Genomic DNA, 20,283 nt, shown 5'->3' with positions numbered 1-20,283 from the left:
AATTTATTTGTGAAGGAGAGTTTTATCTATTGGCTCATTGCAAGCAGTAGTACCCTGGAAAGAAAAAAGGTGATAGCCAAAGCTACCACCTTAATTTAATCAGTGTCTAATGACACCTCTCCCGTATAGCACATCATGTGCTTTGTTGTTCATAATGTTACTTTTCTCTTTTTATTATTATTGACGAAATAGTAACGAACTTTGTTCTAGGTCTTCCTGACGCTTTATTATTATATTATTTCAGTAACAAAAATTATCCGTTGGTAGTAATAACTACCGCTAGAATCAGGTTACCCCTGAAAGCTGAGTTGATAATACCCTATTAAATAAAATTTACAACTTATTTACAAATAAAAATTAATTTATGTAAATTAGTACAATCCGCTCAAATACTTAGATAAAACATCAATATCGTCATCGGTCAATTTTGCAGCAATATCTGCCATCATACCGTTGTGACTGTTTGCCCTTGTGCCATTTCTAAACATTTTCAACTGTGAACTGGTGTACTCGGCGTGTTGCCCACTTATTACCGGGAATCCTGCTAGACCCATACCTTTTCCGTTTGGTCCATGGCAAGAAATACAAGATGTAATCCCCCTCTCAGCATTACCGCCTCTATATAAAGCTTGGCCTGCTTCTATAATATCTTCAGGTGCTTCGCCTGCTTTTTGGTCTTGGCTTGAAAAATATGCGGCCAAATCAGCAATATCTTGGTCAGATAATCCAGCTGACATGCCATTCATTACAGCATTGTTACGACCTTCTTTGCCGCCAGTGCGTGATGCTAGTCTAAATTCAGTTAATTGCTTAACCAAATAACCTTCATGCTGACCTGCAATCTTCGGGTTCATAGGAATTAAACTATTACCATCACCACCATGACAAGCTGAACATGTTAGTGATTTTGCTTTTCCTGCCTCTGCGTCGCCTTTCGCAAAAGCGACGGAAGTCGTACTTAAAATTAAACAAACAAGCAAACCTAGTTTTTTCATACATAATCTCTTTATACTGGTGATTAGCAAAGCATCTTTCTCAAATCTCATTGAAGAACGTGGTATTGTACACAAATATTGGCCGAAAAAAACTCTTCCACACGCTTTGTGTGGATAAAATAAATGATTGGTAACCATTTCCGCAAATTTTTGGTTACAATACACTCAGTATCGGCTTAACTTGAAAAAATCCAGTTCAACATTCTTTCTTTAAAAGTGAAAACATGTCTTATTTTACCAAAGCAACTTTTCTAACCAGCGCACCCAGTATCGATCATCTAACTAATTCTGATGGAATGGAAGTTGCCTTTGCTGGCCGCTCTAATGCAGGAAAATCGAGTGCACTTAACCGATTAACCAGACAAAAAGGTCTGGCTAGAACGAGTAAAACGCCTGGCAGAACGCAATTAATTAATATGTTCGAGCTTGATGACGAACGGCGTTTGGTTGATTTGCCTGGTTACGGTTATGCGAAAGTGCCACTGGAAATGAAATTAAAGTGGCAAAAATCGTTAGGAGAGTATTTACAACAGCGTAAGTGCCTAAAAGGTCTAGTGGTGCTGATGGATATTCGTCATCCGCTAAAAGACCTCGATCAGAACTTAATTCATTGGGCTGTTGAGGTAAACTTGCCCGTGCTGATTTTGTTGACCAAAGCCGATAAATTGAAGTCCGGCAAGCGTAAAGCACAAACGTTAATGGTTCGCGAAGCGGCCATGGCATTTTGTGGTGATGTAACGGTGCATTCTTTCTCATCACTTAATGGTCTTGGAGTGCCTGAGTTAGAACAAATTTTGTTTAAATGGTTAGGGCTTGAAAAACAGATAAAAGACGACGTCGACATGTCCTTATAAAAAGCCGACATAATAATGTAGTAGCGCAAAAAAAAGCCCCATCGAAACGATGGGGCAAACTGTTTGGGAAGAACAACACATTCACAATATAAGACGGGTCATTTCCCAAATAGTTCAGATTATTTTGAAAAAACCCAGAATGTATTGTTATTTTATCTTTTGTGTAACGTGATTTAGACCTCAATATGCAGTTAATTTAGCCATTTATGTCTTGTAAACACGCTCGTCAGCCATTGAATATTAATGGGCTTCATCCCAGTTATTGCCAATACCAACATCCACAATCAATGGCACATCAAGCTGTACTGCGTTTTCCATTAACGCTTTAATTTTCGCCACATATTCGTCAACATAGTCCTCCTTAATTTCGAAAACCAGTTCATCGTGCACTTGCATGATCATTAAAATCGCTTGATCATTAATATCGTTAATCCATGCATCAACATCGATCATTGCTTTCTTAATAATATCAGCAGCAGTGCCTTGCATCGGGGCATTAATGGCGGCACGCTCAGCGCCTTTCCTGCGCATTGCGTTACTTGCTTTAATGTCGGGTAGGTATAATCGACGACCAAATACAGTGCTGACATATCCGGCTTGTTTTGCGCCTTCTCTGGTTGATTCCATGTAGCTTAATACGCCAGGGTAGCGTTCAAAATATAAATCCATATACTGCTGGGCGTCATATCGCCCAATATTGAGTTGCTTAGATAATCCGAAAGCTGACATACCATAAATCAAGCCAAAGTTAATTGCTTTGGCGCTGCGTCGCTCATTTACTGACACATCTTCCAGCGCCACATCAAACACTTCTGCAGCGGTAGCGCTATGAATATCTTTACCGGATGAAAACGCGCTTACCAATCCTTTATCTTTACTCAAATGGGCCATAATTCGCAATTCAATTTGACTGTAATCGGCCGCGACCACTTTATAACCAGGACGCGCAATAAAAGCTTGACGAACTAGTCTGCCTTCTGATGTTCTGATCGGAATGTTTTGTAAATTAGGATCAGTAGAGGACAACCTGCCGGTTGCCGTGACTGCTTGATGATAAGAAGTATGCACACGGCCCGTTCTATGATGGATCATCTTAGGCAGTTTGTCTGTGTAGGTATTTTTAAGTTTGGTTAAGCCCCGGTACTGCATAATCTTCTTAGGAAGTTCATATTCAAGCGCGAGTTCCTGCAGCACTTCTTCTGACGTAGATGGCGCACCTTTTGGGGTTTTCTTTACCACCGGCAAACTCATTTTTTCGAACAAAATATGTTGTAACTGTTTAGTAGAACCTAAATTAAACGATTCCCCCGCTAACTCATGAACTTCTTTTTCAAGCTCCATAATACGCGCGGCTAGGGTCTGGCTTTGTTGGCCTAACAGTTGGCTGTCAATAAGCACGCCGTTTTGTTCCATTTTTGCTAACACGGATGACAGTGGCACTTCAATGTCATTTAACACAGTTAGCAATTCGCCTTTATCCTTGAGCAACAACTGCAGTGCTTCGTGTAGCCGCAATGTTACATCTGCATCTTCGGCTGCATAGGGGGCAGCTTCTTCTAATGCAATTTGGTTAAAGGTAATTTGTTTTGCACCTTTACCGGCAATATCTTCAAAATGAATCGTATTGTGACCTAGATATTTGAGCGACAGGCTGTCCATATTATGCCGAGTTGCAACGCTGTTTAGCACATATGACGCGAGCATCGTGTCGGATAAAATCCCTTGAAGTTTAATCCCGTAATTGGCGAGCACATTTTTGTCATATTTTATGTGCTGCCCAATTTTCTTAGTCGACGGGTCTTCTAAAATGGGTTTTAGTTGAGCCAGCACGTCATCACGCTCCAGCTGTTCTGGTGCACTTGGATAATCATGTGCAACTGGTATGTAGCATGCTTCGTTTTCGCCAGTAGCAAACGACAATCCAACTAACTCAGCCTGCATGTAGTCTACACTGGTGGTTTCTGTATCTAGGGCGTAGTAAGTTGCGGCCTTAATTTTAGTAATCCACCCATCAAGTTGTTGCTGGGTTAGCACTATTTCATACTTAGATTTATCGATTTCTTGTAAAGAAGCATGTTCATTCTGTGCGTTGTCATCTGCAGGTGCCTCACCGTCCGTGGATAGTGGCCTACTCACTGGACTGGCATTGTCTTCAACACCATCACTGACTTCCACTAGCCAGCGTTTAAATTCATACTCAGCAAAAAGTATGCGTAGTTCAGGTTTATCCATTTCACCCATGTTCAACGTCGTTGGCTGATAGTCCAATTGTAAACCACACTCTATTGTGGCCAATTGGTAAGACAGCATGGCTTGTTCTTCATACTGAGCTATTTTAGCGCCCATTGTTTTAGCGCCACGAAATTCCAAGGCTGCAATCTTGTCTAGGTTTGCGTAAATATCTCTTACCCCACCAATACCGTTAAGCATGGCGACTGCGCTTTTGTCGCCAACACCGGGAATACCCGGAATGTTGTCTACCTTGTCGCCTTTCATTGCAAGGTAATCAATAATCAGTTCTGCTGGCACACCAAACTTTTCTACAACACCATCTATATCCATTGTTGTATTTGTCATGGTGTTGATGAGCGTGACATGCTTGTCAACAAGTTGCGCCATGTCTTTGTCGCCGGTGCTAATAACGCAATCGATACCTTGCGCAGAAGCTTGACGAGCCAGAGTGCCAATAACGTCGTCGGCTTCGACACCATCTTCAACGATAATAGGGAAGCCCATCGCTTTAATAATGTTGTGCAACGGTTTAATTTGCGAACGCAACTCGTCAGGCATCGGTGGACGGTTTGCTTTATATTCTTTATAGATGTCGTCTCGAAATGTCTTGCCTTTGGCGTCAAAAATAACGGCAACATGACTGGGTTCATAAGTAGCCATCAAGCTACGCAGCATATTTACTACACCATAAATGGCGCCCGTATCTTGACCTTTCGAATTAGTGAGTGGTGGTAACCCGTGAAAGGCTCTAAATAAATAAGATGAACCGTCGACTAGGACTAACGGGCTTGTTGATTGTTTTTCCATCATTTGCTCATGTAAATGCTTTATGGAGTGAAGAATGCCATATTTATTGACGTGTAGCCACCAAATGCTTTTTTAAAGCCTGTGGATAAGTCTGTGGCTAAAATGTGGTGAACAGCGTTGCGTCTACGTTTTAATTTTAAAAAAAACGCATTCCGAATGGGGTATTACTACAATAATGACTGAGGAAAACTGAATCCTTTTATTTTTTATTATTCTTTGGTTCTTGCTTTTGCTCGTTACTTTTGCTTATGGACAACTCGGAGATTCGAAGAAAGTATGGATGAAGCAACAGCTAAAATTTAGCATAAATTGGCGTATTTCCAAGTTTTATTTTCAACTATTTTATTTGTTCAATGGGAACAACAAGTTAGTAAAAAAACGGTTTTTAGGTTATTCAAATTTGAATTATTGTGATCCACGCTTAGCAATTATTCAGATTTTAGAGAAATAAATTGGATCTCAGTCCGATTCAATTTAACATCGGTTACGCAGTGCGCTGATTGCGCGCATATATAGTGATTTAAGCAGCTAATACTCTTTTCCATTGGTGCAGCTATAAACACAACATTATAAGACACTAAACTGCCTTGAAATGACTTATCCTAATCAAGTTGTCCAAGTGTGGCCTTGTAATAAGCTAGTAATAACAATAAAGGCATAGTGTAAATGCAATACCGCGCCATCATTCGTATTTTAGGACTGCTTGTTACTCTTTTCAGCGTAACGATGATCCCACCTGCGTTTATTTCTCTTATCTATGGAGACGGCAGCGGCTTAGCTTTTGTACTTGCCTTTGTGCTTTCTATTCTCACTGGTATTGCTATCTGGTATCCAAACCGCCGGTCTCGAGCAGATCTAAGAGCAAAAGAAGGTTTTTTAATTGTGGTTTTGTTTTGGACTGTACTGGCGTCATTTGGTGCATTACCATTCGCTTTATTAGAACAACCTCAAATGACAATTACGGACGCAATGTTCGAAGCATTTTCAGGACTAACCACCACAGGTGCAACAGTAATAGAAGGCATTGAATATTTGCCTAAAGCGGTACAATTTTATCGACAGCAGCTGCAATGGTTAGGCGGTATGGGTATTATTGTATTGGCAGTTGCGATTTTGCCAATTCTAGGCGTTGGTGGCATGCAGTTATATCGTGCAGAAACACCTGGTCCGGTAAAAGATTCAAAAATGACACCGCGTATTGCCGACACTGCAAAGCATTTATGGTACATTTACTTGTCGCTTACCATTGCTTGTTCTGGGGCTTACTGGTTGGCAGGAATGAGCGCGTTCGATGCTGTTTGCCATGCGTTCTCAACCATAGCAATAGGCGGGTTTTCAACCTACGACGAAAGCTTAGGTTATTTCAATAGCGCAGCGGTTAATGTTGTATGTGTTATTTTCCTTTGGATAGCTGCGCTCAATTTTTCGCTTCATTATGCCGCTGTTTCAGGTCGAAATATTCGAAATTACTTCAAAGATCCTGAGTGCAAAGCCTTCTTCACTATTCAGCTGAGTTTAGTGACATTATGTTTTTTAGCGTTAGTTTATCATTCGGTCTATGAAACGGCTGAAATGGCGCTTGATCAAGCGCTGCTGCAGGCTGTCTCAATTAGTACGACAGCCGGTTTCACTACTACCGACTTTTCTGCTTGGCCAGCATTTCTTCCTATTGTCTTGATATTCTCGAGCTTCATTGGCGGTTGCGCAGGTTCCACGGGCGGTGGCCTGAAAGTTATTCGTGTCTTCTTATTGTTTTTACAAGGAAAACGCGAGGTTGACCGACTTATACACCCGAAAGCAGTGTATGCGGTTAAATTAGGTGACAGAGCGATGCCAGAGCGAGTGGTTGAAGCTGTGTGGGGTTTCTTTTCTGCTTATGCCGTTGTCTTTGTGGTCATCATGGTGGGGTTAATTGCCACCGGAATGGATGACATTACCGCATTTACTGCAACAGCCGCAACGCTCAATAACTTAGGTCCTGGACTAGGTGCAGTAACGGATACCTATGCCGATGTAACTGACTCAGGAAAGTGGCTATTGGTGGTTGCTATGTTATTCGGGCGACTAGAAATATTCTCGCTGTTGGTGTTATTCTCTCCAACATTCTGGCGCAGTTAACTCACTTGCGCTTTTTAACCAAAGAAAAGTGCACTCGGTTGGAACAGTTTTTCTACATCCCAAATAAACTTTTTGTCGACTAAAAACAGAATAACATGATCATTTGCTTCGATAACGGTGTCACTATGCGCAATGATGACCTCATCTTTGCGCACAATCGCACCAATGGTTGTGCCTGGAGGAAGCTTAATATTCTGAATTTGTTTACCAACAACCTTAGACGTACTTTCATCACCATGTGCAATTGCTTCAATTGCTTCAGCTGCCCCGCGTCGTAGCGAATACACGTTTACAATATCACCGCGACGAATGTGGGTTAGTAGTGCTGAAATAGTGGCTTGTTGAGGTGAAAATGCAATATCAATTTCGCCGCCTTGAACCAAGTCAACATAGGCGCTGCGCTGTATTAGTACCATCGCTTTTGCTGCGCCCATGCGCTTCGCAAGCATGGCGGACATAATGTTAGCCTCATCGTCATTGGTGACGGCAATAAAAGCGTCAACCTGCTCTACGTTTTCTTCGCTCAATAAGCTAGCGTCAGAGGCGTCACCATGAAACACAATTGTTTTGTTTAGCATCGTGGAGAGTTCTTTGGCTCGATCTGCATTGAATTCAATTAGTTTAACGTTATGTTTGTTTTCAAGTCGCTTAGCTAAGCCAGCGCCAATGAGTCCGCCGCCCGCTATCATAATGCGTTTGTAGCTAGATTCTAACTTTTGAAGTTCGCTCATTACCGCGCGAATATGCTTGGTGTCTGCGATGAAAAACACCTCATCGTCGGCCTCAATAACCGTTGAGCCCAATGGACGAATAGGTTTACCGCGACGATAAATCGCTGCCACTCGTGTATCCACATTCGGCATGTGTTCTTTTAGTGCCGAAAGTGCATGCCCAACGAGTAAGCCACCGTAATATGCCTTCACGGCAACTAAGCTAGCTTTGCCTTCAGCAAATTCAACCACCTGCAAAGCCCCGGGGTAGTCAATAAGTCGTTTTATCGCTTGAGTAACTAGTTGCTCCGGTGCAATCAGGTGGTCGATTGGAATGTCTTGGTTTTTGAATAGCTGTTCTTGATAAATTATGTATTGTTCTGAGCGAATTCTGGCGATTTTGGTTGGGGTTTTAAATAGACTAAACGCCACTTGGCAAGCCATCATGTTACTTTCATCGCTGTTAGTTACTGCAATCAACATGTCTGCATCTGCAGCACCGGCTTTTTTGAGCACATCTGGATGTGATCCCATGCCACACACGACTTGCAAATCGAGTCTATCTTGCAGGTTTCGCAATGTGTCCATATTTCGATCGATAACGGTAATTTCGTTCTTTTCGCTAACCAAATTTTCAGCTAGTGTGCCACCAACTTGACCTGCGCCGATGATGATGATTTTCATTGCGTTACTTCCTAACCCTGAGTGACTTGAACATATCGACCTTAAGTTCCCATGATCCCGCGTTTAATTCAGCAAGACTTTAGCAGCCTTGCATAGTAGAAACCATCCATTTGTGCTTGACCGGGCAATATTTGCAGACCCGGGCATTGGGCAGTATCGTGTTCATGTATTGGCAACAACGTTGCATCTGATTGTATTGTTAAAAACTCAGTAATTTGACACTCGTTTTCTTGTTTTAATATGGAACACGTGCCGTATAGTAGAACACCACCGGGTTTTAGCCGCTGCCAAATTTGCGCCAAAATACGTTTTTGCAAGGCCACTGTATTGTCAATATCCGAGGCTTTTCTTAACCAACGAATATCGGGGTGGCGACGAATAACGCCGGTGGCAGAACAGGGGGCATCGAGTAAAATACGATCATAATGTTTGTCTTTCAAAACACGGGATATGACTTCCTCACTTGCAGCATCGACCACATACAGGTTGAGTTTGTCGCCAAATTTAACATCATGGCCCAAGCGCAGCATATTTTCTTCAATACGTTCAAGGCGTTGTCCGTCGTTATCAATGGCATCTAAACTGCCGAGCTGAGGTTGGCTCTCTAATATGTGAGCCGTCTTTCCACCTGGTGCAGCACAACAATCCAATACATCGTCACCCGGTTGCACATCTAGCAATTGAGCGGCAAGTTGCGCAGCAAGATCTTGAACTGAGAATAAACCTTCTGCAAAGCCAGGCAGGGTCGTAACATCGGTACGCTTGCTAAGTCGGATCGCACTCTGTGTTTTTACAGTTAAGAAACGAAGTGGTATCGCTTCCGTTTCTACCTCTTCAAACTCAATACCTTGTGCATCTAGCTGAGCGCTATAATTTAAGCGACTCGCTTTTAAGGTATTAACGCGCAGCCAGAGTGGTGGACGAGCATTAATTTGCTCTGCAATCTCTCGCACTTGTTGTGGATAATGCTGCAGTAATTGTTTATGTAGCCATTTAGGTAGGCCAACTTGAATATGCGGAACATCAATTTCTTGCTCGGCCAAGGCCTCGCGCTGAAAGCTACGTAAATTTGCATTCACCAGGCCTTTCAAACGATGCTGTCCTATTGCAGCGCAAGCTTCAACCGTTTCAGATACAGCAGCGTGCTCTGAAGTGCGAGTAAAAACCAATTGATAAAAACCTAACATGATTAAATGCTCAACTATCTTTTGTTCGCCTTTTAATGGTTTACTCAGTAACTGACGCAGCCAATATTGTAATTTTGGCAATTCACGTAAACAACCAAATACCATTTCTTGTAACCATGCGTTGTCTTTACCTTCGTGGCGATCAAACACTTTGGGCATCACTTCTCTGGATGACTTGCCATGTTCTAATATTTGGAATAGCACCCAAGCCGCATCAGCGCGCAAATGTGGGCGGTGGCTTAAATGATAAGCGCTTGTACCTTTACTCTTATAGCCTGATTTCGACGTGCTTTTGTTGTTGTGCGATGACTTCATAATAAACGCTGACCAACAACAAATAGATCCGGTTTACCATTGATGATGTCAGCAACCGTTTGCGCTTTTTTACCCGGTATTTGAATAATTGACAATAGTAAGTTGTGTTCACCCGTAGCAACCTCGATACCGTTTTTGTCGACATTCGCAATGGTTCCCTCGGTCAATTCGCCAAAAGACTCAACAACTTCAACTTGCCATACCTTGATTGATTCTTCATTGTGGATAAACCAAACAAAAGGCCATGGATTAAATGCACGCACATTTCTAGCCAATTGTTGAGCATCCAGTGTCCAGTCAATACGCGCTTCTTCTTTTGATAATTTGTGGGCGTACGTTGCTTCATCGTTATTTTGCACAGTAGGCGTTAGGTTATCCAGATTCTCAAGCGTTTCTAGTAATATTTGAGGGCCTAGTTCCGCTAAATCGTCATACAAACTAGCACTTGTAGCCGCGCCGATAATAGCCATACTTTTTTCAAGTAATACAGCGCCAGTATCTAAGCCTTCATCCATTTGCATAACACTGATGCCGGTAAATTTATCGCCTGCCCATATGGCCCTCTGAATTGGTGCAGCGCCACGCCATTTGGGTAATAATGAACCATGTACATTTAAACAACCCAGTTTTGGCGCATCAAGCACCGGTTTGGGTAGTATAAGACCGTAGGCAACAACAATCATAATATCGGCGTTCAGGCTAGCAAGTGCTTGCTGAGCCTCTTCATTTTTTAGTGACGCAGGCTGATAAATAGGTGTCCCGTGATCGAGTGCCAGCAACTTTACCGCGCTGGGCATGAGTTTTTTGCCTCTGCCTGCATGGCGATCCGGCTGCGTATAGACGGCGATAATATTATGTTCACTAGCGTATAGTGCGGCTAAGTGTTTAGCTGCAAATTCAGGTGTGCCAGCAAAGATAATACGTAATGAATTAGCCAATATATTAATGTCCTTAATGCTAGTCTTTCGCCGCTAGTTTAGCTTCTTTTTCAAGTTTCTTTTTGATACGGTTTCGTTTCAAGGGCGATAAATAATCAACCAGCAGTTTGCCTTTTAAATGATCAAGTTCGTGCTGAATACAAATGGCGAGCAAGCCTTCAGCTTCGAGCTCAAAGGGTTCGCCATCTCGATCTAATGCTTTTACCGTGACTCTTGCAGCTCTATCTATCTCTGCGTAGTTGTTGGGAACCGATAAACAACCTTCTTCACTAATCGTAGAACCTTCCGCTTTTGTGATTTCTGGGTTGATAAAAACACGCGGTTCATTTTGTTCTTCAGAAACATCCATCACTACAACACGTATATGCACGTCAATTTGTGACGCCGCCAAACCGATACCTTTTTCGTCTTTCATGGTATCGAACATGTCGTCCACAAGAGTCCGAATTTCGTCGTTAACTTCCTCTACAGACGTTGCTACAGTGCGCAGTCTCTCGTCTGGAAAGGTTAATACAGTTCTTACTGCCATTGCTAAAACCACTCATCTAGTCAGTATTAAAAAATATACTATTCATGCAGAATAGTTATGTAAACCTTACACATAATGTCTATTCTAACGCATAAGCCACAGTCTGTGGACAAGATATGGGGTTAATTTTTTGAAAAATAAACCGATAACTAATTAAATGGACATAAATTATAACTGTCTGTGACAATTCTAGCCTGAAGTACAGGCGACTCACGAGTACACGAAGAGTAGTATAAGAATGACTATGATCAAAAAATTATCGATGCTATGCCTTATTGTTGTTGGGGTATTTATTATCAGTGTCAAATCAGCGCTAGCAGATATTATAAATATAAAAACCGACGCCCCACAAACTTATGTCGTTAAGAAGGGCGATACATTGTGGGATATATCTAACTTATTTTTAGACCAGCCTTGGTTATGGCCAGAACTGTGGCGCAATAATACGCAAATTGAAAATCCGCATTTAATCTATCCGGGTAATGTTTTACGTTTGCGTTATGTTGACGGTCAACCGGTAATGGAAATTGTCCGAGACAAAACGTCGATTTTATTAACGCCTGAGTCAGTGACTAATACAAAGCCATCAGCTATTGGGGTGTTGCCTTGGAAAGTGCTTGGTCCCTATTTTAAGAATGACAGTATCATTGGTCCCGAAGAATACGATGCGTTGCCAAGACTATTAGGTGACAGCGAAGGGTCGACTACATTTGTTAAGAAAGACTTCGTGTTGAGTCATAAGCCGCTAAATGCAGATACCCATTATACGATCATCCGCAAAGGTAAACTGTTAAAAGATGATGAAGGCAAGGTCATTGGTTATCAGGTGAAGAATGTTGGTGAAGTACAGCTAATGAACTCTAGTTCCGGTAAGCAGCAAATTGTTAGAGTCGTTAAAAGCAATCGTGAAGCTCGCCCTGGTGATAAGCTAAGGCCGGTTGAAAGTGCCGATAATCATGATTTAGTGTTGCAAGCCTCAACGACTCAAATGGGTCGTATTATTGCAAACATTGAAGACCGTTCACTCATAGGCAAACGCGATGTTGTGGTTATTTCATTAGGTGCAGCAGAAGTTGAGCCTGGAACAGTAATGGGTATTTACGCGCGAGGTCCTGCAATTTTGGACAATGAAAATCCATCATATGAAGTAAGTCAAAGTCCAGTTAAAACGTTGTTCAGTGCGAGCGAACGAGTAGAACAGCCCGCCTTTAAAATTGGTGAGTTGATTATATTCAAAACTTTCGATAATGCCAGTTATGCTTGGATAACACGAGCTGATAAACACATGAAGGGTGGGGAGTATTTAGGGCAACCTTAGTCAACTCTCCCAGCATATGAAACAGTCGGAACAGGTAGCTTAGGCTACTTGTTTTGTTTTACCCACTAGATTAATAACCAAGGACGGTTTACATGATCATTTTAGAACAAGACATACGCTATTGGTTGGCGTTAACTACGCTGCCAAACATCGGTATTAAAACCCTTTTAAAAACAGCGAGTATATGCAGTGTTACTTTGTCTGAGTTGGCACAAGTAGACACGTCGAGATTGCAATCGATCGGCTGGCATACTGAGCAAATAGCTTGTTTAGTTGCGCCGCATCCGTTCACTCAAAAATGTATTGATTGGTTGTCAGGTGATAATAATCGAACCATTATTTCTTATCAGTGCAAAGAATATCCTGATCAACTCAAGCAAATAGCGCAAGCTCCGTTGTTACTTTTTGCAGCTGGTAATTATGAGCTGCTGTCAAAACCACAATTAGCCGTGGTTGGCAGTCGTGCCCCAACATACAATAGCTTGGCAAATACCAATACACTCGTTACAGAGGTGCTAACTCAGTCTGATTTAGTTATTACCAGTGGCTTAGCCCTCGGTATTGATGCGCAAAGCCACACTGCAGCATTAAATTTTAGTCAATGTTTACATAACACTGCAATGTTAAGCGGCAGAACCATCGCTGTACTTGGCAATGGTATTGATGTTATCTATCCCAAAAGACACGCAACACTAAGCGCACAAATTCGCCAAAACGGATTGTTAGTAAGTGAGTTTCCGCCTAGCGTGATGCCGTCACCAAAACTCTTCCCACGGCGAAATCGTATTATTAGTGGGCTCAGTTTAGGCACGCTGGTAACTGAAGCCAGAATTAAAAGCGGGTCATTAATAACGGCAAAATACGCGATTGAACAAGGACGAGAAGTCTTTGCCATGCCAAGTAACATAAACAATAAGCAAGCCGAAGGTTGTCATTGGTTAATTAAGCAAGGGGCAAAGCTATGCGAATGTGCTCAAGATATCTTCGATGAACTGCCGATGACATCCCTAAAAACTACACAAAAACAGCAGGCTGAAAAAAAACCAAAACAAAACTTGGCAACCATCAGATTGTTAGATAGTGTAGAGCCTATATCTCATAAAGATGGCGCAAATAACCATACGCAGCAGGATGAAACGAAAAATTCGTCTTTATTACTGCAAGCCGTCGACTTTGATGTTACTTCAATAGACGTTATAGCTAAGCGTACCGGCCAGTCGATATCGGCATTATTTGTGCAGTTGTTGGAATATGAGTTACGCGGGTTTATAACCTCTACGTCTGAAGGTTACCTTAAATTGAGGGACTAAATATGTTTGACATCCTCATGTACTTATTCGAAAACGTAGTACACAATGAGAGCGAGTTTAGAGTCGACCACGATGAATTAACCGACGAGTTAATTCGAGCGGGTTTTCATCACGACGAAATATTTAAAGCCCTGGCTTGGGTTGAAAAGTTAGCAGCACTACAAGAAACGGACGCCACACCTTATTTATCAAGAGTGACGATACCAAACAGCACAAGAGTATATACAACTGAAGAGCAAATGCGCCTCGATGTGCAATGTCGAGGCTTCTTAATTTTCCTAGAGCAAGTCAAAGTTCTTGATGTTAGTACAAGAGAAATGGTCATCGACCGCACAATGGAAATTGAGTCTGCCGAGTTTTGCTTAGAAGATTTGAAGTGGGTAATACTTATGGTGCTATTTAATGTGCCTGGTAAAGAGTGGGCTTACGAGCAAATGGAGGACCTTTTGTTTGAAGTTCAAGAAGGCCATCTGCATTAGTAAGGGTAAAAACAACGGCAAAATTAGCAGTAAAAGTAGCGCAAAAAAATAATGGCAAAAATTGATCATTCATTATTCTCCGCCAATCAACACGCCCTTGATGAAGCTTATGGCAAGTGCCCTGATTGCGAAGGGCAACTTGTTCTAAAACACGCAAATAAATCGTCTTTCCTAGCTTGTCAAAACTATCCTACATGCAAGCATACACAGCAATTACTTAAAAATGATGTCACTATCCTCAAAGTCATGGACGGGACTATTTGTCCTGAGTGTGCTGAGACCTTAGCAGTCAAAAAAGGTCGATATGGCATGTTTATCGGCTGTACAGGTTTTCCTGATTGCCACTTTATCGCAACTAGAGACATGGTAACTAAAGATGGTGTGGTAAAAAGTAACAACGATAATATAAATAAGCATAGTCATGCAAAATCGAACACGGCTTTAGTTTGCCCGAAATGCCAGCATGGCATACTAGTAAAACGTCAAAATAAATTTGGTAAATATTTTTACGCTTGCGATGACTACCCAAAATGCAAATATATGCTAAATTCCGTACCTGTCGATACCGCTTGTGAAAGTTGTGGTTGGAAAGTGATGGTGCTGGTGGATAAAAACGATTCTGAAAAAGGGTTAATGTGCCCACAAGTGAACTGTCAGCAAAAACAAACACTGTAATAATTGGTATTAAATTATGTTTCTAATTTTTGGGGTTATCTGATGCAATCATTTGAGCATGCTTTTCATCATCATCAGTGTTTTGCTTATCCGACTGAAGCTGTTTTTGGTCTTGGTTGCGACCCACTCTCTGAAACTGCCATGATGGAAATTCTGCGTTTAAAGTCTCGTCCTGTTGAAAAAGGCGTTATTTTAATCGCTGCAACATTTGAGCAGTTGAGACCGTTTGTACACATTGATAGGTTGCCCGTTGAGCATCAACAAAAAGCCTTCGATTCATGGCCCGGTCCGTTTACTTGGTTACTGCCTAAAAGTGATCTCACGCCCGCCTGGGTAAGTGGCGACTCAGACCTCGTTGCTGTGCGAGTAAGTAATCATCCATTGGTGCAAAAAATGTGTCAATTAGTTGGTAGTCCGATGATATCAACAAGTGCAAACCCGGCAAGCATGGAACCCGCACGCTCTAGCGATGAAGTACGCTCCTATTTTGGTACTAATTTGCTCATTATTGAAGGTAGTTTAGGTGAACAACAAACGCCTAGTACTATTATTAATGGACTCAACCTCGAAACCTTGCGAGCATAGAGGATTATAATTAACCCAAGAATGATTTTGTCCTTATGGTAACTCAGCAACAAATTGATGAAGTTAAAGCGTTTTTACTCAAGCTCCAAGATGAGATTTGTCAAACCTTAGAACTGGCGGATGGTAAAGGCTCATTTCACCAAGATGAATGGGTGCGAGAAGAAGGTGGTGGAGGTCGCTCCAGAGTCTTAACCAATGGCGGTGCTATTGAGCAGGGAGGGGTTAATTTTTCCCACGTGTTTGGCGATAAAATGCCTGCATCAGCTACTGCATCGCGGCCTGAGTTAGCGGGGCGTCGTTTCCAAGCAATGGGCGTTTCACTGGTCATTCATCCGCATAATCCTTATGCACCCACTGCCCATGCAAACGTCCGGTTCTTTGTTGCTGAAAAAGACGGCGTTGAGCCCATTTGGTGGTTTGGTGGCGGTTTTGATTTAACGCCTTCATATGCGTTTAAAGAAGATTGTTTGCATTGGCACAAAGTGGCAAAAGCAATTTGTGATCCCTATGGTGATGATGTTTATGCGACTTACAAAAAGTGGTGTGATGACTACTTCTATTTAAAACATCGTAACGAAACCAGAGGTGTCGGTGGTTTATTTTTTGATGATCTTAATAAACAAGGATTTGATACTAGCTTTGCTTTCACGCAAGGCGTCGGCAACGGCTTTCTGGATGCGTATGTGCCTATTCTTGAAAATCGAAAAAACACCTCGTTCACACAAAAACAACGCGATTTTCAGCTTTACCGTCGTGGCCGCTATGTTGAATTTAACTTAGTTTACGACCGCGGTACTCTGTTTGGTTTGCAAACCGGCGGTAGAACCGAATCTATTCTTATGTCGATGCCACCTTTAGCTCGTTGGGAATATAATTATCAGCCATCAACCGATTCCCCAGAAGGCAAAATTCAAGCTTTTCTGACCGCAAGAGACTACTTGAACGAATAAGCACTGACGTAGACCCACTATTTGCACCTACTTATGTTGACCTGGATCAAGTGAAAGACTGCCATACCGCTGTTTTTTCATAAACTTAATCCAGATCAACCTTTTTAATTTTTCTCGGATTAAACTAGTCGTCACTAAGGCGCTTGCCTAAATAGTTTCTTCAACTTTTGACAACTCAAACGAGAATACACATGAAAAATACAGTCACAAAAACGCTAGTAACAGCTCCACTTCTTCAAGGTGTCGCACTATCGGGCATCGTCTTCGCTAGTTTGGTCTTCGCTGGTAACGCAATGGCTTACGAAAAAGGTGATTTGCTTGTCCGTGCTGGTTTTACCAATGTATCTCCTAATGATGATGCTTCAAATATTTTCGCTGGTGGTGCTGATTTAGGGGTAAGTTTAACTGTTGGTAGTGACACTCAATTGGGTTTGAATATCGCCTATTTCGTTACTGACAATATTAACATTGAAGTATTAGCGGCAACGCCTTTTACACATGATGTTAATTTTAGTGTATCTGACGCACTAGGCACGGGTAACAGACTAGGTGAAGTTACTCATTTGCCACCGTCAGTAACCGCTAACTATTACTTTATGGATGCCTCTTCTGCTTTCCAGCCTTATGTAGGAGCAGGTCTTAACTATACTATTTTCTTTGACGAAGAATTTACCGGCGCAAATAAACAGGCAGGTTTAACCGACTTGGAATTGGATAATTCTTTCGGCTTAACCGCTCAGGCGGGTGCAGACTATAAAATTAATGAAAAATGGCACATTAATGCGTCAGTTCGCTGGATTGATATTGATACGGAAGCCAACTTTAAAGTAGGTAGTGCCAGTGGTAAGGTAAATGATATTGAAATAGACCCAACTGTTATGACGGTTTCTTTAGGTTATACTTTTTAATAGCAGCGGTGACTAACTGGCATATGAGTCAATAATTTAGCTGGCATAGCGAAACCATTTATTGATCCACAGTGGCAGTAAACGTGCAAAGCCTTAATGAATTCATTGAGGCTTTTTTGTGCCATTAAAGTTAGCTAAAAATGTGTATATTGATGACGTAAATAAACAGTGAGTTAGGGTTTATTGAAATCAGCTTTCATGTATCCTTTGATCATTATTACTTGAAAGTTAAGAAACCTGTGACAGACAATTTTACGTCGATAAAAAAGCTGGCGGTATTTGGTAGTCCAATTGCGCACAGCAAATCGCCAGACATTCATCAGATGTTTGCTGATCAATTCAATATGACAATAAGTTATGCACGCATTCTGGGTAAACCATCTACTTTTATTGAGCAGTTAAGCGCCTTCTTTGATGATCCTGACGCCATCGGCGCTAATATTACAATGCCGTTTAAAGAAGATGCAGCGAACTGGGCGACGGAAAGGTCAACCGGGGTGGCTCAAGCAAATGCGGCCAATACCATTATTAGGCAAGCACAGGGTTTTCGAGCAGAAACGACCGATGGCCGAGGTCTAGTCTCAGATTTGCTGCGTAATGACATCTCATTACAAGGCAAGCAGGTATTATTGATTGGCGCTGGTGGTGCGGCGCGAGGCGCGATTGAAGCGTTATTAGCAGCAAAGCCGGCGCACATATACATTACAAATCGAAGTGAAGTAAATGCAAAGCGCTTAGTCAGTATTGCGGATGACAACAGAGTGAGTGCGGTTAGCGGAAATGACTGCGAACAGTTAAGTATTGATGTCATTATCAATGCGACATCACTTAGCTTAAGTGACAAAGTACCTGCTATATCTGATGCAATCTTCAATAACAAACCAGCAGTTTACGACATGGTCTATCGGAACACAGATACTTGCTTTATTAAAAAGGCAAAATCATTTGGCTGCACCAAAGTTAGCGATGGTCTAGGGATGCTAGTGGGCCAAGCCGCAGAGAGTTTCTATTTATGGTTTGGTATGCGACCAGATGTTGAGCCGGTGCTGCAGTATCTGCGACAACAACTAGTTAATGCGTAAATTATTGCCCGAGATATTCGCGACTTAATTCAACGTAGTTAACCGCGCTTTGTTTAAGAAATGCCATTTCACTGTCTTTTAATGGACGTTTTTTTAGTGCAGGGTTACCAACATATAAATACCCGCTTTCTAGTATTTTATTAGGAGCAACTAATGAACCTGCTCCTATAAATACATCGTCTTGCACTATGGCACCGTCCATGATGATTGCCCCCATGCCAACGAGAATACGATTGCCTAGTTCGCAACCATGCAGCATGCATTTATGTCCAACAGTGACATCATCTCCAATGATCAGCGGAAACCCCGTGGGATTTTGTTTGGTCCTGCGTGTCACATGCAGTACTGAACCGTCTTGCACATTAGTACGTTGTCCAATTCGGATAACATTGACGTCACCTCTTGCAGCAACTAGTGGCCAAATACTGCTTTGTTCTCCTAATACGATGTCGCCAACTAGAACTGCGCTGTCGTCTATATAAACCGAATTATCGAAAGTTGGGGTGATATTACGATAGCTACGAATTGTCATGGTGAGCCTTTTTTGTCAGTCTGATGCCTTATATACTAAGGCATTTATTATTAATAAGTGAGCCTATTTACATAGACGTATTCATATACCTCATTTGGCTTGTGATAAATACTTATGACAAAGCAAGCCATATTCCAACGCCTGCTAATAGACTACCGGCGATCCTATTTAGCCACACCACATTGTTACCGCGACTCAACAATCGTTTTAATCCTTTACCACCATTTGCGTATATAAGCATGCAAATCAATTCACTCAGCATAATAATGCCCAGTAGAACTGAAAACTGCAGTGCAATGGGTTTTTCAACAGCAATAAAAGGCGGCAATATAGAAACCATAAACGCCCAGCCTTTAGGATTCGCCACAGCCGTAATATAACCTTGGGACACTAGGTTAATGGATGACAATTGGCTATTGATGATTGCGTACTGTGACACATCAACATCGGCTAGCCACATCTTTACGCCAAGGAAAACCAAATAAGCTCCTCCAATCCATTTGAACCAAATGAATAACAATGGATAGTTGAGCATTAGACTAGCAACACCAACCACCGCCAATATCGCCACAGTTGCCACACCGACGACTTCACCTAGCATCATCCACATCGTTCTAGTTACGCCGACGCTCATACCGAGAGTCATCGCAAGTGTCATGCACATACCCGGAGTAATAGAAATAAAAAACCAGGTCGGGATAAAAACGGCAAGAACGGTAATGTCAGGCATAAGTAATCATTTATAGGTATTTGAATGTTTTATTGTACCTCTATTATCAATCAATAAAGGCAGCCTTACATTAATTTACCTCACAATAGCCAAAGTAAATTAGGCAATATAACCATTAATTTTGATTGAAAGGTGCTTTTTTAAGCCTTTCGTACTAATTATCAGCAAACGATCACAAAAATGACATTTATTTGTAAAACGGGGTTGAACAAGTGGTTTTAATCTGTAGAATGCGCGCTCTGGTCAAGGGAAGCAGCCAAGCAGTCGTTTGGTAACTTACTTGAACAGGAAGTTTTAGCAGGATTTGAATTGGTTTTATCGGCGGTTTCGGTTAAAAACAAATTC

Annotated in this window: 18 protein-coding genes; 10 read left to right on the top strand and 8 right to left on the bottom strand. The window is 41.9% G+C overall.

Translation table 11 applies throughout. The features are described from left to right. Positions 1–371: 371 nt before the first annotated feature. Positions 372–995: a cytochrome c gene (locus tag CXF81_RS11650; protein ID WP_101181530.1), complete on the bottom strand. Its 624-nt coding sequence runs from the start codon at positions 993–995 to the stop codon at positions 372–374. Positions 996–1,219: 224 nt separating this feature from the next. Here CXF81_RS11650 and yihA point away from each other — a divergent pair, with 224 nt between their 5' ends. Next, complete coding sequence (gene yihA / locus CXF81_RS11645) at positions 1,220–1,849, top strand: ribosome biogenesis GTP-binding protein YihA/YsxC (protein WP_101181529.1); 630 nt, start codon at positions 1,220–1,222, stop codon at positions 1,847–1,849. A 240-nt stretch (positions 1,850–2,089) separates the two neighbouring features. On the opposite strand, the gene polA is transcribed toward yihA, so the two are convergent. After that, positions 2,090–4,888, bottom strand: coding sequence for a DNA polymerase I (gene polA, locus CXF81_RS11640; RefSeq protein WP_101181528.1), 2,799 nt, complete (start codon positions 4,886–4,888; stop codon positions 2,090–2,092). Between the two features lie 666 nt (positions 4,889–5,554). Between polA and CXF81_RS11635 the strand changes: the two genes are divergently transcribed. Further along, complete coding sequence (locus tag CXF81_RS11635; protein ID WP_101181527.1) at positions 5,555–7,006, top strand: TrkH family potassium uptake protein; 1,452 nt, start codon at positions 5,555–5,557, stop codon at positions 7,004–7,006. Positions 7,007–7,020: 14 nt separating this feature from the next. Here CXF81_RS11635 and trkA read toward each other — a convergent pair whose 3' ends face one another. From trkA to def, 4 genes are all read right to left on the bottom strand, one after another. Further along, positions 7,021–8,400 carry a Trk system potassium transporter TrkA gene (trkA, locus tag CXF81_RS11630; protein WP_101181526.1) on the bottom strand — a complete coding sequence of 460 codons (1,380 nt, stop codon included), beginning with the start codon at positions 8,398–8,400 and terminating at the stop codon, positions 7,021–7,023. Positions 8,401–8,468: 68 nt separating this feature from the next. Beyond that, positions 8,469–9,902: a 16S rRNA (cytosine(967)-C(5))-methyltransferase RsmB gene (gene rsmB, locus CXF81_RS11625; protein ID WP_232771899.1), complete on the bottom strand. Its 1,434-nt coding sequence runs from the start codon at positions 9,900–9,902 to the stop codon at positions 8,469–8,471. Then, positions 9,899–10,840 (bottom strand): methionyl-tRNA formyltransferase, encoded by a 942-nt coding sequence (fmt, locus tag CXF81_RS11620; protein ID WP_101181525.1) that lies wholly within the window; start codon positions 10,838–10,840, stop codon positions 9,899–9,901. The genes rsmB and fmt overlap by 4 nt, the downstream gene beginning before the upstream one ends. A gap of 19 nt (positions 10,841–10,859) precedes the next feature. Then, on the bottom strand, positions 10,860–11,369 hold the full coding sequence (gene def / locus CXF81_RS11615) for a peptide deformylase (RefSeq protein ID WP_101181524.1): 510 nt from the start codon (positions 11,367–11,369) through the stop codon (positions 10,860–10,862). A 244-nt stretch (positions 11,370–11,613) separates the two neighbouring features. Between def and CXF81_RS11610 the strand changes: the two genes are divergently transcribed. From CXF81_RS11610 to aroE, 8 genes are all read left to right on the top strand, one after another. Further along, a complete protein-coding gene (locus CXF81_RS11610) occupies positions 11,614–12,687 on the top strand; it encodes a LysM peptidoglycan-binding domain-containing protein (protein ID WP_232771898.1) in 1,074 nt (357 codons plus the stop codon). A gap of 92 nt (positions 12,688–12,779) precedes the next feature. After that, positions 12,780–13,997: a DNA-processing protein DprA gene (dprA, locus tag CXF81_RS11605; RefSeq protein WP_101181522.1), complete on the top strand. Its 1,218-nt coding sequence runs from the start codon at positions 12,780–12,782 to the stop codon at positions 13,995–13,997. A gap of 2 nt (positions 13,998–13,999) precedes the next feature. After that, positions 14,000–14,476, top strand: coding sequence for a DUF494 family protein (locus CXF81_RS11600; RefSeq protein WP_101181521.1), 477 nt, complete (start codon positions 14,000–14,002; stop codon positions 14,474–14,476). Positions 14,477–14,527: 51 nt separating this feature from the next. After that, positions 14,528–15,151, top strand: a complete 624-nt coding sequence (locus CXF81_RS11595) for a type I DNA topoisomerase (protein WP_101181520.1) — start codon at positions 14,528–14,530, stop codon at positions 15,149–15,151. 42 nt (positions 15,152–15,193) lie between these two features. After that, positions 15,194–15,736, top strand: a complete 543-nt coding sequence (locus CXF81_RS11590) for a Sua5/YciO/YrdC/YwlC family protein (protein WP_101181519.1) — start codon at positions 15,194–15,196, stop codon at positions 15,734–15,736. 35 nt (positions 15,737–15,771) lie between these two features. Further along, entirely contained in the window at positions 15,772–16,686 is a 915-nt protein-coding gene (gene hemF, locus CXF81_RS11585) for an oxygen-dependent coproporphyrinogen oxidase (RefSeq protein WP_101181518.1), read from the top strand. A gap of 191 nt (positions 16,687–16,877) precedes the next feature. Next, entirely contained in the window at positions 16,878–17,594 is a 717-nt protein-coding gene (locus tag CXF81_RS11580) for an OmpW family protein (RefSeq protein ID WP_101181517.1), read from the top strand. Between the two features lie 239 nt (positions 17,595–17,833). Further along, positions 17,834–18,676, top strand: a complete 843-nt coding sequence (gene aroE, locus CXF81_RS11575) for a shikimate dehydrogenase (protein ID WP_232771897.1) — start codon at positions 17,834–17,836, stop codon at positions 18,674–18,676. Between the two features lies 1 nt (position 18,677). Here aroE and CXF81_RS11570 read toward each other — a convergent pair whose 3' ends face one another. Both CXF81_RS11570 and CXF81_RS11565 read right to left on the bottom strand, forming a co-directional pair. Then, entirely contained in the window at positions 18,678–19,208 is a 531-nt protein-coding gene (locus CXF81_RS11570; RefSeq protein ID WP_101181516.1) for a gamma carbonic anhydrase family protein, read from the bottom strand. A gap of 112 nt (positions 19,209–19,320) precedes the next feature. Then, positions 19,321–19,938 carry a LysE family translocator gene (locus CXF81_RS11565; protein WP_101181515.1) on the bottom strand — a complete coding sequence of 206 codons (618 nt, stop codon included), beginning with the start codon at positions 19,936–19,938 and terminating at the stop codon, positions 19,321–19,323. Between the last annotated feature and the right edge of the window lie 345 nt (positions 19,939–20,283).

It is taken from the genome of Glaciecola sp. 33A, from assembly GCF_002836745.1.
In the GTDB taxonomy this organism is placed as follows: Bacteria; Pseudomonadota; Gammaproteobacteria; order Enterobacterales; family Alteromonadaceae; genus Glaciecola.
This window is presented reverse-complemented; position numbering and strand designations above follow the sequence as displayed.

Bases quoted from the DNA above. Each gene is read 5' to 3' on its own strand.
- CXF81_RS11650 (WP_101181530.1), bottom strand. From the start codon at position 995: ATGAAAAAACTAGGTTTGCTTGTTTGTTTAATTTTAAGTACGACTTCC.
- yihA (WP_101181529.1), top strand. From the start codon at position 1,220: ATGTCTTATTTTACCAAAGCAACTTTTCTAACCAGCGCACCCAGTATC.
- polA (WP_101181528.1), bottom strand. From the start codon at position 4,888: ATGGAAAAACAATCAACAAGCCCGTTAGTCCTAGTCGACGGTTCATCT.
- CXF81_RS11635 (WP_101181527.1), top strand. From the start codon at position 5,555: ATGCAATACCGCGCCATCATTCGTATTTTAGGACTGCTTGTTACTCTT.
- trkA (WP_101181526.1), bottom strand. From the start codon at position 8,400: ATGAAAATCATCATCATCGGCGCAGGTCAAGTTGGTGGCACACTAGCT.
- rsmB (WP_232771899.1), bottom strand. From the start codon at position 9,902: ATGAAGTCATCGCACAACAACAAAAGCACGTCGAAATCAGGCTATAAG.
- def (WP_101181524.1), bottom strand. From the start codon at position 11,369: ATGGCAGTAAGAACTGTATTAACCTTTCCAGACGAGAGACTGCGCACT.
- CXF81_RS11610 (WP_232771898.1), top strand. From the start codon at position 11,614: ATGATCAAAAAATTATCGATGCTATGCCTTATTGTTGTTGGGGTATTT.
- dprA (WP_101181522.1), top strand. From the start codon at position 12,780: ATGATCATTTTAGAACAAGACATACGCTATTGGTTGGCGTTAACTACG.
- CXF81_RS11600 (WP_101181521.1), top strand. From the start codon at position 14,000: ATGTTTGACATCCTCATGTACTTATTCGAAAACGTAGTACACAATGAG.
- CXF81_RS11595 (WP_101181520.1), top strand. From the start codon at position 14,528: ATGGCAAAAATTGATCATTCATTATTCTCCGCCAATCAACACGCCCTT.
- CXF81_RS11590 (WP_101181519.1), top strand. From the start codon at position 15,194: ATGCAATCATTTGAGCATGCTTTTCATCATCATCAGTGTTTTGCTTAT.
- hemF (WP_101181518.1), top strand. From the start codon at position 15,772: ATGGTAACTCAGCAACAAATTGATGAAGTTAAAGCGTTTTTACTCAAG.
- CXF81_RS11580 (WP_101181517.1), top strand. From the start codon at position 16,878: ATGAAAAATACAGTCACAAAAACGCTAGTAACAGCTCCACTTCTTCAA.
- CXF81_RS11570 (WP_101181516.1), bottom strand. From the start codon at position 19,208: ATGACAATTCGTAGCTATCGTAATATCACCCCAACTTTCGATAATTCG.
- CXF81_RS11565 (WP_101181515.1), bottom strand. From the start codon at position 19,938: ATGCCTGACATTACCGTTCTTGCCGTTTTTATCCCGACCTGGTTTTTT.